Source organism: Bifidobacterium avesanii (genome assembly GCF_009299475.1).
In the GTDB taxonomy this organism is placed as follows: domain Bacteria; phylum Actinomycetota; class Actinomycetes; order Actinomycetales; family Bifidobacteriaceae; genus Bifidobacterium; species Bifidobacterium avesanii.
The window spans coordinates 1-16,412 of the sequence record NZ_WBSN01000018.1 but is presented as its reverse complement, the minus strand read 5'-3'; the positions used below and the strand labels follow the sequence as shown (position 1 = coordinate 16,412).

General features: G+C 64.3%; 6 protein-coding genes and 1 rRNA gene. 3 read left to right on the top strand and 4 right to left on the bottom strand.

The features are described 5' to 3' along the window. Window positions 1-141 precede the first annotated feature (141 nt). Window positions 142-1,686 carry a glycoside hydrolase family 32 protein gene (locus DSM100685_RS08640; protein ID WP_152350943.1) on the top strand — a complete coding sequence of 515 codons (1,545 nt, stop codon included), beginning with the start codon at window positions 142-144 and terminating at the stop codon, window positions 1,684-1,686. 95 nt (window positions 1,687-1,781) lie between these two features. On the opposite strand, the gene ileS is transcribed toward DSM100685_RS08640, so the two are convergent. Both ileS and DSM100685_RS08630 read right to left on the bottom strand, forming a co-directional pair. Continuing rightward, complete coding sequence (gene ileS, locus DSM100685_RS08635) at window positions 1,782-5,105, bottom strand: mupirocin-resistant isoleucine--tRNA ligase (protein ID WP_152350942.1); 3,324 nt, start codon at window positions 5,103-5,105, stop codon at window positions 1,782-1,784. Between the two features lie 842 nt (window positions 5,106-5,947). After that, a complete protein-coding gene (locus DSM100685_RS08630) occupies window positions 5,948-10,618 on the bottom strand; it encodes a LamG-like jellyroll fold domain-containing protein (RefSeq protein WP_170285001.1) in 4,671 nt (1,556 codons plus the stop codon). A gap of 1,201 nt (window positions 10,619-11,819) precedes the next feature. Here DSM100685_RS08630 and DSM100685_RS08625 point away from each other — a divergent pair. Then, on the top strand, window positions 11,820-12,584 hold the full coding sequence (locus tag DSM100685_RS08625; protein ID WP_152350940.1) for an SDR family NAD(P)-dependent oxidoreductase: 765 nt from the start codon (window positions 11,820-11,822) through the stop codon (window positions 12,582-12,584). 294 nt (window positions 12,585-12,878) lie between these two features. On the opposite strand, the gene DSM100685_RS08620 is transcribed toward DSM100685_RS08625, so the two are convergent. Next, a complete protein-coding gene (locus tag DSM100685_RS08620; protein ID WP_152350939.1) occupies window positions 12,879-14,234 on the bottom strand; it encodes an ATP-binding protein in 1,356 nt (451 codons plus the stop codon). Window positions 14,235-14,589: 355 nt separating this feature from the next. On the opposite strand from DSM100685_RS08620, the gene DSM100685_RS08615 reads away from it, so the two are divergent. After that, window positions 14,590-15,819 carry an esterase/lipase family protein gene (locus DSM100685_RS08615; RefSeq protein WP_239512730.1) on the top strand — a complete coding sequence of 410 codons (1,230 nt, stop codon included), beginning with the start codon at window positions 14,590-14,592 and terminating at the stop codon, window positions 15,817-15,819. Window positions 15,820-16,227: 408 nt separating this feature from the next. Here the strand turns inward: DSM100685_RS08615 and rrf are convergent. Continuing rightward, window positions 16,228-16,345 (bottom strand): 5S ribosomal RNA (gene rrf, locus DSM100685_RS08610). Window positions 16,346-16,412 lie beyond the last annotated feature (67 nt).

The window sequence follows — 16,412 nt, the reverse complement described above, 5'->3', positions numbered from 1 at the left end:
CGCCGGCTCCGCCCGCCGCATGGCACACCGCTTGGCAGCCGGGGCGTTCGTCCCCTTGTCCGCCCCGGCTGCCATCTTCCCTTGGGGATTGAAGGGGACGCGCGCAACGTACAACGCGCACCACACAGAAAGGCTTTCACCATGACCGAACCCGTCTACACCCCCATCCGCGACCACGCGGAGGAGCTCGCCAAGGCCGAGGCCGGCGTCGCCAAGCTGCGCGCCGGGCGCAACGACCGCTGGTACCCGAAGTTCCACATCGCCTCCGACGGCGGCTGGATCAACGACCCGAACGGGCTCACGTTCTACAAGGGCCGCTGGCACGTCTTCTACCAGCTGCACCCCTACGGCACCCAGTGGGGCCCGATGCACTGGGGCCACGTCTCCAGCGAGGACATGCTCACATGGCGCCGCGAGCCGGTCATGTTCGCCCCGAGCCTCGAGCAGGAGAAGGACGGCGTGTTCTCCGGCTCCGCGATCGTGGGCGACGACGGCAGGCTGCGCTTCTACTACACCGGCCACCGCTGGGTCAACGGCCGCGACGGCTCCGACGGCGAATGGCAGGTCCAGATGCTCGCCGAGCCGGACGACGACGGGCTCACCTCCGCCACCAAGCGCGGCATGGTCGTCGACTGCCCGCGCGAGAAGGTGTGGTCGCATTTCCGCGATCCGAAGGTCTTCAAGGCGGACGGCACGTGGTACATGGTCTTCGGCGTCTCCTCGGCGCAGAAGCGCGGCCAGATGTGGCTGTACACCTCCGAGGACATGGTGGAGTGGACGTTCAAGCGCGTGCTCTTCCAGCACCCGGATCCGGACGTGTTCATGCTCGAGTGCCCGGACTTCTTCCCCGTCAGGGACGCCGACGGCAACGAGAAGTGGGTCATCGGCTTCTCCGCCATGGGTTCCAAGGCGCACGGCTTCATGAACCGCAACGTGAACAACGCCGGCTACATGATCGGCACGTGGGTGCCGGGCGGCGAGTTCCAGCCGGAGACCGAGTTCCGCCTGTGGGACTGCGGCCACAACTTCTACGCGCCGCAGTCGTTCACCGCGCCGGACGGCCGCCAGATCATGTACGGATGGCTGAGCCCGTTCGTCCAGCCCATCCCCATGGAGCGGGACGGCTGGTGCGGCAACCTCACCCTGCCGCGCGAGATCACGCTCGGCGCCGACGGCGACGTCCACACCGCGCCGGTGGCCGAGATGGCCGGCCTGCGCGCCGACACGTTCGACCACGGCGAGATCACGCTCGGGGTCAACGAGGAGCAGGTCGTCTCCGACGACGCGGAGGCCGTGGAGATCGAGATGACGATCGACCTCAAGGGCTCCACCGCCGAGCGGGCCGGCCTGCGCGTGCACGCCACTAACGACGGCGCGTACACGTCCATCGCGTACGACGACCAGATCGGCCGCGTGGTGATCGACCGCGGAGCCGCCGCGCAGGGCGACCGGGGATACCGCGCCGCGCCGCTCTCCGACGCCGAGCTGACGGCCGACGAACTCAAACTGCGCGTCTACGTGGACCGCGGCTGCGTGGAGGTGTACGTCAACGACGGGCATCAGGCGATGAGCTCCTACAGCTACCCGTCCGACGGCCCGCGCGCCGTGAAGCTCGTGGCCGAGTCCGGCACGCTGCACGTGACGAGCCTCAAGCTCCACCACCTGAAGTCCATCGGGCTGGAGTAGCCCGAGTCTTCCGAAGCTGAAAACGGCGGGGCTTTGCGAAATTCACGTTTCGCAAAGCCCCGCCGTTTTGGGTTAAGCCGCTACAGGCCGCGGTTTCAGGCCTTGGCTACCTTCACGTCGAGCTCGTCGCCGGGCACGATCGTCAGGGCCGCGGGATCGGCCACGAGCGTCTCGTGGGCGATGAGGTCCCTGAACTGCTCGGCCTTCGGGGCGTCGGCGGCCGGCACGGTGAGCGTGAGCTCGATGCGGTCGGCGATGTCGAGGCCGGCGGCCTTGCGGGCGTCCTGCACGGCGCGGATCACGTCGCGGGCGTAGCCTTCGGCCACCAGATCGTCCGTCAGGGCGGTGTCGAGGATCACGAAGCCGCCGGTCGGCAGGGCCGCGGACACGGAGACGGACTCCTCGGCCGCGTTCTCCTCCTCCACGCGGTTGATCAGCTCGTACTCGCCGTCGACCAGCGCAAGCTCGCCGGACGGGGTCTCGACGACCGGAGCGCCGTCGGCGCCCACATGCCATGCGCCGGACTTGGAGGCCTTGATGGCGAACTGCACCTGCTTGCCGAGGCGCGGGCCGGCCGCGCGGGCGTTCACGCGCAGCTCGTGCACGATCTTCAGACCGTGCTCGGAGGCGTCCTCGAGCGTGGAGAACGCGATGTCCTTCACATTGAGCTCGGACTTGAGGATCTCGGTGTACGCCTCCACGGCCGCGGTGTCCTCCACCACGACGGTGAGCTTGGACAGCGGCTGGCGCACGCGGATCTTGGCGGCCTTGCGCAGGGACAGGGTGCCGGAGACGACCTCGCGCACCTTCTCCATGGCGGCCACGAGCTTCGGGTCGTCCACGAGCACGCGGCCCAGCTCGGTCGCCGCGGCGTCGGGATCGCCCTGCTCGGTGAGGAACGGCCAGTCGGCCAGATGCACGGATTCGCCGCCCGTCAGACCGCGCCACACGGACTCGGCCTCCATCGGGGCGAGCGGGGCGAGCACGCGCATGAACGCCTCGAGCACGGTGTACAGCGTGTTGAACGCGTTGGCGTCCTCGTTCCAGAAGCGGTCGCGGTTGTTGCGGATGTACCAGTTGGTGAGCACGTCGATGAAGTCGGCGGCCTCGTCGCAGGCGTCGGAGATCGCGAACGTGTCGAGCGAGTGCTCCACGGAGGCGATCAGACGGCGGGTGCGGGCCAGCAGGTAGCGGTCCATCTCGGGAAGGCCGGCCACCTCCTCGGGCTTCAGGGCGCGGGCGTCGAAGCCCTTGCCGCCGTTAGCCGCGTTGGCGTACAGCGTGAAGAAGTAGTAGGAGCTCCACACCGGCAGCATGATCTGGCGGACCGTGTCGCGAATGCCCTCGGCGGTGACGATGAGGTTGCCGCCCCTGAGGATCGGCGAGCTCATGAGGAACCAGCGCATGGCGTCGGAGCCGTACTTGTCGAACACGCCGTTGACGTCCGGGTAGTTCCGCAGGTGCTTGGACATCTTCTGGCCGTCGGAGCCGAGCACGATGCCGTGGCAGATCACGTTCTTGAACGCCGGGCGGTCGAACAGCGCGGTGGCCATGACGTGCAGCAGGTAGAACCAGCCGCGGGTCTGGCCGATGTACTCCACGATGTAGTCGGCCGGGAAGTGCTGCTCGAACTTCTCCTTGTTCTCGAACGGGTAGTGGAACTGCGCGAACGACATGGAGCCGGACTCGAACCAGCAGTCGAGCACGTCGGTGATGCGGTGCATGTGGCTCTTGCCGGTCGGGTCGTCCGGGTTGACGCGGGTCAGGTTGTCGATCCACGGACGGTGCATGTTGACGTTGCCGTCCCTGTCGCGCGGATAGTCGCCGAAGTCGCGCTTGAGCTCCTCGAGGGAGCCGTACACGTCCACGCGCGGGTACTTCGGGTCGTCGGACACCCACACCGGGATCGGGGATCCCCAGAAGCGGTTGCGGGAGATGGACCAGTCGCGCGCGTTGGCGAGCCACTTGCCGAACTGGCCGTCCTTGACGTTCTCCGGGATCCAGTTGATCTGCTGGTTGAGCTCGAGCAGGCGCGGCTTGATCTTGGTCACGGACACGAACCAGGAGGAGACCGGCTTGTAGATGAGCGGCGTGGCGCAGCGCCAGCAGTGCGGGTAGGAGTGCACGTAGCTCTTCTCCTGGAAGAGGATCGCGCGCCTCTCCTCGGGGATGGACGCGAGCGGGCCGTCGCCGGCGCGCAGGTTGCGCAGGATCGGCAGGTTGGCGTCGAACACGAACAGGCCCTCGTAGTCCGGGCACTGCGCGGTGAAGCGGCAACCCTCGTCGAGCACGTCGGTGCTCTTGATGCCCTTGGCGTTGAGCGTGTTCATATCGTCCTCGCCGTAGGGGGCCTGATGCACGAGGCCGGTGCCCTCGACGGTGTCGACGTAGTCGGCGGTGAAGATCTGGTAGCCCTGCGGACCGGGGACGTGGCCCTCGGACTCGGCGGTCTCGCCCGCGAAGTACGGGAAGACCGGCCAGTAGCGCCAGCCCTCCATCTCGGAGCCCTTGAGCTCGCGCACGACCTCGTAGTTCTCGCCCAACTCCTTGGTGTAGTGCGGCAGCAGGTCCTTGCCGAGGTAGAACTTCTTGCCGGCGAACTTGCCCTCGATGGGCCTGACCTCGACGTAATCGATGTCCGCGCCGACGACGATCGCGAAGTTGGTCGGGACGGTCCACGGGGTGGTGGTCCAGAAGACGGCGTAGGCGTCCTCCTCGTCGCGCAGCTTGACGGCCACGGAGACGGTGGTGTCCTGACGGTCCTGGTACACGTCCGCGTCCATGCGCAGCTCGTGCGCGCTCAGCGGGGTGCGGTCCTTCGGGCAGTACGGCAGCACGCGGTAGCCCTGGTAGGCGAGGCCCTTGTCGTAGAGCTGCTTGAAGGCCCACATCACGGACTCCATGTACGGGATGTTCAGGGTCTTGTAGCCGTGCTCGAAGTCGACCCAGCGGGCCTGGCGGTGCACGTAGTCCTGCCATTCGTGCGTGTACTTGAGCACGGAGGCGCGGCAGGCGTCGTTGAACTTGTCGATGCCCATCTTCTCGATCTGGTCGACCGAGTCGATGCCGAGCTCCTTCTGCGCCTCGAGCTCGGCGGGCAGGCCGTGGGTGTCCCAGCCGAACACGCGGTTGACCTTGCGGCCCTTCATGGTCTGGTAGCGCGGGATCACGTCCTTGGCGTAGCCCGTGAGCAGGTGGCCGTAGTGCGGCAGGCCGTTCGCGAAGGGCGGGCCGTCGAAGAACACGAACTCGTTCTGGCTGTGGTCGCCGGAGGGACGGCGCTCCACGGACTTGTTGAAGGTGTCGTCCCTGTCCCAGTAGTCAAGGACGGTTTCCTCCATATGGGGGAAGCTGGGATTCGGCGCAACGTGCGCGGTCTCGCCGCCCTCGTTCGCCTTGGGGTATACGTTTTCGCTCACCGCTCGTTCTCCTCGTGACGTGAGTCTTCCTTGTTCCACTCACGAGGACGACGGACGGGCTTTGCGCCCCGCCCACCGCGGTACCACCTCGCTTGCCATGCGCCGACATACGGCATGACCACTTGCGACCGGCTGTCTCGGGCCGGACCCGTCGGTTCTACTAAGCCTTTGCGGCCGTTCTTCCGAGAGCTCCCCGCTGATGACGGATCAATGCTCAACAAGTGCATATAGTACACCGTCTTGCGGATCGCGTGCGCGCGGGGCCCACGGAGAGGACGGCGTTCCGAAACCCGTCCGCGGCAGAAAGCGCGGCCGGCAAAGCGGCAACACCGGATAGCTATGAGCATAAAACCATCGAAAGTAGGAGAAACTACACGTGACAGGAGAGTCTCAACCGCCGAACCGGGTCGTAGCCATTTTGCATTTCCGATTTGTGCGGTCGATTGCGCGCTTTCGCCGAGTAGCCGCAGCGAAATACAGCCGAAACGCCAATGGCGCTATCGACGTCGCCCAGAAAATCGACCGCACAAATCGAAAGTACGTGTCGGAGGAACTCTACGTAGTCTTCCGCAAGGAACTTTCAAACCCAAAGCGGGACCTTCCAGCCCGCACAAGCGTCCATCTCCCGTCATGCGTCACAGCCCGACGACCCGCCGCATCGGAAAAACACACGCGCTAGCAGCGATTGCCGGTCAAAACGTGGCTCGGCTCCTTGGAGGACTGGGCGGTCCTTCATCAAACGGTTCCCGTGTGACAATTGGGGTCGTCTCTTGCCATTCCGATTGGGCAGTGGCAGGAGACGACCCCAAATTGTCACCGGTCGTCAGTGGTTCAACTGACGATCAGTGGCTAGCGCCACGCCGGCGCAGCAACACGGCGCCGATAATCATGCACACGGATGCCACGACCATCATGATCGCCACGCTCGCGCCAGTGGATGCAAGCGCCTTCTGCTGCGGCCTGGCGGATGCGTCAGCATTGGAGTTTGTCTTCTTCCCGGACTCGCCGTTGGCGTGATTGACGTCGTTCTGGGCGGGCTGGCCGGAGACGGCAGCGTTGCCCCCGGAATTGTCGTTCCCCTCACCGGCATTGGTGCCGCTCGGGGAACCATCATTCTGGCTGCCGCCACCCGGCAGAACGCCGTTGGAAGACGATCCCGTCTGCTGACCATTACCGTTGTTGTCCGTGTCGCCATTGTCATCGGTCTTGTCATTGCCCTGAGCCTCGTTATTGCCTTCGGGCTTGGGCTGGTCAGGCTGGGTACCTGGCTTGGACTGATCCGGCTTGTTGGCGTTGTCCTCCGAGTGGTTGCCTTCAGAGTTGGTTTCACCCGGCTTGGACTGATCAGGCTTGGACTGATCAGGCTGAGTGTCCCCAGGCTTTCCGTTTCCACCGGACTTGGCGGTCACGGTGACCTTGCGGCTCGCCACCGCCTGGTTGCCGGCCTTGTCGGACACGGTGTAAGTCACCGTGGTGACGCCGGGCTTGGAGGTATCCACCGAACCCTTCACCACAATCCGAGAGGTCACGTCGCCGTCCACGTCATCGGTGGCCTTCACGCCCGCAAGCGGGTCGAAGGAACTGCCTTGGGACACGGTCACGTCGGTGACACCGCTGAACGTCGGTGACACCTTGTCCGGATGCTGGGGCTGCTCGGTGCCGGCGGCGAGGAACAGACCGTACTGGGCGAGTCCTCCCTGATCGAGTCCGGCGTCGGCGTTCGAAGCGAACGACACGGCCTTCCACGCGTACACCTTGCCGGGGGTCAGGCCCTTCCACTCCACTTGGGCGGTCATGCCGGACTTCACGGTGGCCTGACCGATCACCGTACCGGTGGCGGTGGCGGCCAAGGCATCTGTGGAGAAACTCGTGGTACGGGTCTGCAGCTGCACCGGAACGGTATAGTCGTCGGCGCCGCGCCCGTAGCGATGGCGGGTGTCCCACTGCGCGGCGTTGAAGCTGTTGAGCAGCGGGGAGTACGCGTCAACGCTCATGGTGCTGTTCTTGGTGTTGAACTGCAACAAGCGCAGGAAGCTGGAGCCGAACTGCAGCGGCGCGGTGGAATCGACCTTGTTGAGTCCCAGGGTCTGCTGGTCCACTTCGTAGAACTGGTAGTCGGCCAGATATTCGATCACGTCGTTGCCGGCCTGCCCGACGTTCTTGTCCACGTTCACGGCCACGCCGTGCTCGTGTCCACCCATCGCCAAAAAGACGTTCGGATTGGCCTTGATGATGCTTTGCATGGCCGCGCCGTCGTGCGAATCGGTGCCATTGCGCCCGTCCGCTTGCGTGCTCGGGGCAAGCAGGGCATGCGTGGCGATGATCGCGTTGCGATCGGCGTACTGGTGGAGCACCTTGTTGGCCCATGCCACGTCATCCGGCGTGACGTCGTAGCCGAACTGCACATCGATGAAGTCGAGGCCGGCCACGGTGAACAGGTCGTAATGGTTCTCGTTGCTCACCGTGCCGTCGGGTCGTACGTAGGGATGGTACGACCAGTCGGTGGTGACGTAATCGGCCTTGTGCTTCTGCCAATTCTGGTTCACCGCCTCATAGCGGGACGGACCGAAGTACTTGTTGAAGTATTTGTCGTAGTCCTTGCCCTGCTCGGAGTCGTGGTTTCCGGCGAGCACGCCGTTCGGCATGCCCGCGTCGTCAAGTACCTTCTGGGCGTTGGATGCCACTTGCTCCTCATCTTCCAGATGTTGGCAGGTGTCGCCCTCCTTCCATTGGGGTCCGTCCCACTGCGTGCAGTTTTGCTCGTAGTAGCCGGGGTTCTCGAAGTCCTCGATGATGTCGCCGGTGTGCGTGGTGAACGCGATCTTGCGCTGCTTGGCGTTGTTGACGATCCACTTGGTCACGTCAAGATAGGCGTCACGGAACTTCTGAGCCTCCTGCGGGTTGTCCGGATGCTCGATCGCGCCCTGCGACAGGTACTGCGTGTCGGAGAAGTGCGCGATGGCGAAATCGTAGTCGGCCGGATCCTCGAACGTGTCATGGTTGGTGTCCTGCGGCAGATCGTCGGCGAACGGATCCTCGCCGGTCACCAGCACATGTACAGTGCCAGCATCGACGTAGGCGTCGGAGAATTCGCCGCGAATCGTCACCGCATTGCCGCTAGTGGAACCTGCGGCGGCGCCCACCACGTCCCATGCCTTGGTCTTCACGTTCCACAGTCGCATGACCGCTTCGCGGGAGGAGTCAAGCGTACCCTGCCAGACGACCGCGCGGCCGTCAGCGCCGAGCGTGGAAGCGTCCACGTCGAAGCGCTGGTACGGGATCTCCTGCAAGCCATCCTTGCCGACCGTCGCATGCGCGGATTCGACGCTCTGTCCGTCGCCGGGCTTGAGCGGGTCGGTAATGATCGAACCGGTACCCTCGTTCGCCGCGAAGTCAAGCGTAGTCGGAATGTCGCTGACCACGCCCTGCGTGGCGCCGTCCTTTGGCAGCACAGCGGCGGCACCGGAGAACGTGGTGGTCACGTCGCCGTAGTCGTCGCCGGATTTTCCTGCGGCAGCCTGCAGCAGCGCGGAACCGTCGCCCACCGTCTGGTCGGTGCCGTTGGCGGTCGGGATCGTGGCGCTGGTGAAGTGCACGGTCTGCTCCACGTGGAAGCCATAGGCGTCGTCATAGGAGAACACGGCGACGTGGTCGCCGGCATCCATGCCTTCGCCGATCACGTCGCCGGCGGTGTGGTCCTCGCCATCCACCCTGACGTGGACCTTGCCGTCCACGGCCTGGCTGTTCTCCACCACGGCGGTGAGCTCCACCGGGCCGTTGAGGTGCTGTCCTTCGGCGGGGATGGTGGAGGTGATCTTGGTGGGCGTGGCGGTGGGCAGACCTTCAAGCGCGTCGCCGGCGGCCTTGTGCGCCTGGTAACCGTCCAGCGCCACGTCCCAGATGCGGACGCGGCTCACGCTGGTCCTCGAGTAGAACTGCGTGCGGTCGTTGCTGGTGGCGTCGCCGCCAAGCACGATGTTGCGGGCGGTTTCCGCGCTGGCCAGCTGGATTGGGCCATCGGCGGCGACGCTGGCCTCCTGCTCACCGTTGAGGTACAGCGATGCGGTCTTGCCGTCCCAGATCACGATGACGTCGTACCAGACGCCCGTCTTGAGCTCAGTGGAGCTCAGCACGGACTTGTACGATCCGGCGATGTTGATCATGTAGCCGGCCTTGCCGTTGGACGTGTACACGGCGAGGCCGCCGGACTCCTTACCGGAGCAGATGTCCTCCTCGGAAGCGGTGGGCAACGTGCCGTTGTACTTGAACGTGCATTCGATGGTGGCGACGTTCTTGCGCGCGATATCGTCGTAGCCGTTCTTGAACTTGTAAAGCAGCGCGTCATCGCCATCAAAGGTGGCCACACCAGGAGCAAATTCGGATCGCTTGGCGATGGCCGGATCGTTGGTGACCATCGGGGTCTGTCCGGTGGCTTGATCCTTGCCGATGCCATCGGCGAAGTCCACGTCAAGCAGCGTGCTGTCGGGGACAACCACCTGATCGCTCAGGTTGTCGGTGGTGAAATGCACTTGTGCGGAACCCGCATAACCATAGACGTCACGCCACGAGACATCCATGACGTGGTTGCCTGCGCCGAGTCCCGGACCGAACTGGGCGCCCACGGTCTGTGGTACGCCATCGATCTTCACGCTCGGTACGCCATCCACTTTCGAGGGGTCGTTCAGCGCGACGGCGATGGTGCCTGCGGCGGCATAGTGCTGCCCCTCGGCCGGCATACTGGAGGCCAGCGTCAGGTTCAGCGGCGCCGGAAGGTTCTTCAGCGCATCGGCGGACAGAGTCGCTGCTTCGGCGGAGCTCACGGCGCGGGACCACACGCGGCCACGTGCGATGGTGGTCGCGGAGAAGAACTGCGCACCTCCCTTGCCGTCGGCGTCGCCGCCAAGCACCATGTTGCGCGAAGCTTCCACACCGAGCTTGATCTTACCGGCCGCGTCAACCTGTCCCTCTTGTTTGCCGTTAAGGTAGAGAGTGGCCTTGCTGCCGTCCCAGGAAGCGACCATGTCGTACCAGGTATCGGGTTGCAGGACGGTGGTACCGTCTGCTTCCTTGTACTTGCCTTCGACGTTGACCCAGAAGCGGGCCTTGCCATTGGAGGCGGTCATCGAAATGCCGCCGCCTTCCTTACCCGAGCAGATGTCGACGCCCTGACCGTCGTTGATCTGGGGAATGTCGCCGTTGAACTTGAACGTGCACTCCATGCTTACGGCATTGGTCTGCGCGATCTTGGCATATCCATCCGAGAACGGGAACATTACTGCATCGTCTCCATGGAATGTACCCACACCTTGCGTGTCGCCGTCCTGCGCCACGAAACGCGGGCTGCCCACCACTTTGGCAACAAGCTTGTTGGCGCTGGAATCCACCGGGGCGCCAGTGGCGAATCCCGCATCAAGCAACAGATTGCCGTCACCAGATGCACCATCCGCGTTGGCCGCAGTGGCTACGGCGGCGCCAAGGGGAACCGTCATGGCCACTGTGACCGCAGCAGCCATAAGGGCCCTGAACATTGAACGTGCGTGCATAGCCGCACCTTCTTTCTCTCTATTGTGCTTATCCGTCAACCCTTGATCACGCCGATGGGTCCGCACTCCAACGAAAGCCTGTGCAAACGTCAATCTGCAACGGCATTGTCCGTGACTGGTATCTGTTCACGCAGTCCCAAACCACGTGATGCGTCGGGCCTTATCGATGTGATTTTTGGATTTCCTGCGCGTCGCCAGTGACGAAAGCATGGCGCTATGTTACCGGCGACTTCGGCAAGGGATGAGATATTCCGCGGACTACAATGCATTGCGCCGCGTCATGCGGCATCCGGCGTTGCGGTCATCGGCCATCTCATCATTCGCCATGACTGATGGTCCACTCGCGAAGTGAACACACGCACGATGCCATGCAACGGCAACCTAAACAATGCATGAAAAAGCATGATGGCAACGTAGCATCCGGAAAAACTCCATTGCCTACGAAACCTCATCCGGTATGATCATACCGGACATCGACAGCAACGGCCTCAAGTCACACTGATCCGACCGATCCGCCAAACACGGCATACATCGAGGTTCGGACCCGAGCAATACCCATTATTCGTATTCCGAGGATCCGTCCGCGGATATGCAGATGGTCCGAAAGAACGCCCGTGCAGACGAGGTTCATCTGTCGGCCTTTCATCCATGGTCGGTCTCTCCTCCTCGGTCATTGCTCCCGCTTCCCAATCCAGACATTCGCCACGCTCCGACCGCTGGATGTCGTGGTGGGAATTCTTCTCAGTCGGAATGCATCCGCTAGTAACGACTGGATTTCTCGCTGCATGGTTCCATGCGTCCGAAACCGGTGGCGGTCGTATAGTCGGAGCGTCTTAACTGAGGAGAGCCCGTCCGAGGGCATTCCTCGGACTAAGTGCAGTCATTCAACTGACGCAGACGTTGCGTCTTATGATTAACCGCCACGAACGCGTTGGCCATGTTCACCATCCTGCTTGGCACAGGCTCATGGTAGATAATCATTGACTGGCACGCCGAGCGTGACTGATCCGGCCGCTGCGACCGCCACGGTCGTCAACGCTCAAACGGGTTCTTCCAACGGCCGGCGATGAAAACGCCTGCCACAGGTCTGGCGCAACGCTCCCGCGGCGAATAGGCTGTTCTATCAGGGTAGGAAGCAACGAAGCGACCTACATTCCCGAAAGGAGCACGCATGGGCAGGTTCGACGGCAAGGGCGTAGTGGTGACGGGCGCCAGCTCGGGCATGGGACACAGGATCGCGCTGGACTTCGCGGCCGAGGGCGCCACGGTGGTCGCGGTCGCGCGCCGCGCCGAGCGTCTGGCCCAGCTGGTCGAGGAGGCCAGGGATCTTCCCGGCGGCATCGTCGCCTACGCGGGCGACGTGACCGTCGCGGAGACCACGGACGGCATGATCGACAAGGCGGTCGAACTCGCCGGCCATCTGGACGTGCTGGTCAACAACGCCGGCATCATGGACGAGTTCAAGCCGGTGGCCGAAGTCACGGACGAGCTGTGGGACAAGGTCATGGACGTCAACCTCGTCGGCCCCATGAAGGCCATGCGCAAGGCCGTCCAGGTGATGCTCGGACAGGAGAACGGCGGCAACATCGTGAACGTGGCCTCCATCGGAGGCATCCGCGGCGCCCGCGCCGGCGCGGCCTACACGGCCTCCAAGCACGCCGTCGTGGGCCTGACCGAGAACACGGCGTTCATGTACGCGCCCAACCACATCCGCTGCAACGTGGTGTGCCCCGGCGGCGTCAACACCGAGGTCATGAACGGCCAGACCGAGATGAGCCAGCTGGGCGTCGGCCGCGTGATGGCGGGCCTGGACACCTCCATCCCGTCCGGCAAGGTCGAGGACATCTCCTCGGCCGTGCTCTACATCGCCAGCGACGACGCCAAGTTCATGACCGGCGCCACCGTCGTCATCGACGGCGGCGTGAGCTGCAACTAGGCATCCGCGGAGCCGGACTGCCGGCGGTACGGCACGCGGGTCGGACAGGCAATCAAACTCTTTGGGCCGTCGTCCACCGCCATGTTGGGCAGGGGACGACGGCTCTTTCCCCGTTGGACGCGAGATAGTTCGATCGGCGCATCCTGCACGAGGAACCTCAGCGTGGGTCGCGCATCGGGTCGCCCGTCGCGGGCCCGTCCGGCATTTCCATCTCGACGGCGATTGCGCATCCGCATGCGGCCGGCACCCACCGCTCGTCCTTGAGTCAATCCCCGAATCTCATTTTGCGAGCCCTCAGGCCGCATCCGTGATGGCGAAGGCCGCGTACAGCGGCAGACTGACGAGCGGCACATCGGTGCCGGCCACGACGTCTATGCCGAAATCCCGCTCGGACAGGCGGTATGCCTTGGGCGAGCGCGCCTCCCGCACGAACCGGCGCAGGCTCTTCGCCGTGACGTTGCGCGCGGACTTGACTTCGACGGGAACGACCCGGGCGGCCCGGTCCTGGAACACGAAGTCCAGCTCGCCCGTCTGCCCGCCGGACGGCGTCCAGTAGAACGTGCGGATCCCGTTGGCCCGGAGCGCCTGCATGACGCAGTTCTCCGCCAGCGCGCCGCGGAAGTCGGACGACAGGACGCGCGCCGTGTCCGGATTGAGGAACAGCCTCGCGTCGATGTTGAACTTGGAGAACATGACGCCGGTGTCCGCCACGTACACCTTGAAGAAACTGCCTTCGTCGTCGGAATATGGGGTGAGGGGCGCCGCGATGTCGTGCGTCATGTCGTTGCGGTTGACGATACCGGCTGCGGCGAGCCATTCCAACGGTTCGAGCAGCTTCTCGCGCCTTCCCCCCCCCCGCATCACGTCAGCGTATTTGAACTTCTTGGTGCTCGACCGCATCAGCTGGGCGGGCAGACTGTCCCAGATGCGCTTGGCGGCGACGCCGCTGATGCCGTTGTCAGGGGCCGTCATGTCGTTGACGTACGTCTCGTCAATCTCGCGCTGCTCACGCGCCACCTCCTCGAACGATCCCGTGTCGCGGTATGCGGCCACGGCCCTCGGCATGCCGCCGACGGTGAGGTAGCGGTGGTAGAGGTCGAGCGCGCGCTCGTGCAGGATGAACGACTCCGGCCGTTCGGTGCGCTCCCTGATTGCGTCGGCCAGGGAACGCTTTCCCAACGCCCAGAGGAACTCCTCGAAGTCCATGGGCCGCAGTTCGACCTGCCGAACGCCCGAGGGAAACGGCAACCTGCGTTTTTTCACGGTGACGCCGAGCAAACTGCCGGTGGCGATGACGCGCCATGGGGTGCCGGAGAAGAACCGCAGGGAGTTCAACGCCTTCTCGCTGAGCTGGATCTCGTCGAGAAACAGCACCGTCGAGCCGGCCTCGCACGGCCGCCCGGTGTATTCTCGGATGCGTCTGACGATCGCCTCGACGTCGTCCGTGGGCACGTCGAAGATACGCTCGATGGTGGCGAGGTCCGTCTGCAGGTCGAGTTTGACCATGTTGCCGAACAGACCGGGCGCGACGTGCTCGACGAGCGTGGTCTTGCCGGTGCGCCGCGCGCCGCGGATGAGCAGCGGATGGTCGTCCCCCGACTTGGCCCAATCGCGGATGGAGTCATCCAGCTTGCGTTGCATGTATGCCATGAATCCGCCTTCCCCTTCGTCGCAAAATCACAGGAATTTTTATTTTCCCGTACCAATCATACAGAAAAATAGGTAAAAACGTGTATTGATGGGTCGTTAATTCATCCGTTTTCATGCAACAATCGTGATGGCCATCAAGCGGGACACTCCAACGACGGAACTTTCACCCGTCTGATTTCGCGGGCAACGCCACGGCAGCCGGGTCGGCGCGGCCAGAGTCGGGATGCCTGAAACGACGGATATGGATGCGACATGGAGAAGCTGCAACTAGGCGTCTGCGGAGTCGGGCTGTCGGAGCGCGGCCGGCGTCTAGACTGGGAGACGGGAATGATTGGTCCGGGAAGGGAGCCCGATCATGGAACGAACACCCGTCGAATCCAGTCCGCGCGCCGGCAGGACCGGTTCCACCGCATTGCCAAGACGTCTGGGGGTTCTGCGAGCGGGCGTAGTGCTGCTGCGCGTGTTTTGGTGGACGACGCTCGCGGCGACCATCGGGCTGATTGCCGCCGCGTTCGTGATGTTCCCGGCCCACTGGGTCGCGTGGGTGGCCGCGCTGGCGTGCGTGGCCGCCTTGGAGACGCTCGTCTTCTGGATCGGCATCGTCGCCGTGTATCTGACCAGCGTCCAGCTTGGCTTGAGGATCCGCGTCATTGGCGTCGTGTGCGGGTGGATCCCGGTGCTGAACCTCGTGGCGCTCCGGCTGATCATCCGCACGTGCCGCGAGGAGGTCCGCTTCGAGTCGGACAAGGAGCGGCTCGACGCCTCGCGCTCCGCCGAACGCGTGTGCGCGACCCGCTATCCCATCCTTCTGGTGCACGGGGTGTTCTTCCGCGACTCCAAAGTCATCAACTATTGGGGTCGCATCCCGGGCGAACTGGAGCGCAACGGCGCGACCGTGTACTACGGCGACCACCAGTCCGCCGCGTCCGTGGCCGACGCCGGGCGCGAGCTCGCCGCCCGCATTCGCGCGATCGTCGAGGAAACGGGATGCGGGAAGGTGAACGTCATCGCGCATTCCAAGGGCGGGCTCGACATGCGCTGGGCGATCGCACGCGAGGGGATTGGCGGCCTGGTCGCCTCGCTGACCACCATCAACACGCCCCACCGGGGTTGCGGATTCGCCGACTACCTGCTCGCCAAGGTTCCGGCCGGCGCCCGACTGCGCATCGAAGCCGCGTACAACACGGCCGCCGCGAGACTCGGGGATCCGGATCCCGATTTCATGGCCGCGGTCCAAGACCTGACGCAGGCCGGATGCGCGCGCCTCAACCGGCAGATAGGCTTCGATTCGTTCCCCGGCATCGTCTGCCGGAGCGTCGGGTCACGCCTGTTGCACGCCACCACGGGCAGGTTCCCGTTGAACTTCACGTATTCGCTCGTCAAATGGTTCGACGGCCCCAACGACGGTCTCGTCTCGCAGACCTCGTTCCCGTGGGGCGACGACTTCACATGGCTGGAACCGTCCGGCAGCCGCGGCATCTCCCACGCGGACATGATCGATCTGAACCGCGAGAACATCCCTGGGTTCGATGTGCGCGAGTTCTACGTGGGGCTTGTCGCAGACCTGAAACGACGCGGGCTGTGAGGGCGGAGAGGCAAATACGGCTCGGAAAACCAGAACCATGAACCGATACGGGAACTCGCGGCCTTCACGCCGTTAGATTCGCCTCTGAAAGGGTTTGTGTGGAGTGATCCGTGCAGCTTGGGACGCGGGGCGACACTCCCGGACGGCAGGAACACCCGGGAGCACGGGGACGCCTCCAGAGGCACCGTCCCCGCCAAGGACCGTTCAACAGCAGGGGAATCATGTGGAGCCGATCCACGCGGGGACACAAGACAAACCCCGGTGGATTGACAACGGCCCGGAAGCCGAACCACCAAACCAAAACAACCACGGACCGCCGCGATCCCCACACACCGCCAGGTGGATGCGCGCGCCATCAAAACGAAAATGGCCCGGAGGGGGAATCCCTCCGGGCCAAACACGAATAATTTGCGGCGGCGTGCTACTCTCCCGCACCCTATCGAGTGCAGTACCATCACCGCGCCAAGCCTTAGCTACCGGGTTCGGAAAGTAAACCGGGCGTCACCCCTGGGCCATGACCACCGCAAAACCAAACACCACCAACCCCGAAGGATCAATGGGGGCGGCGGTCCGGGAACCGGAAAGCGGACGCG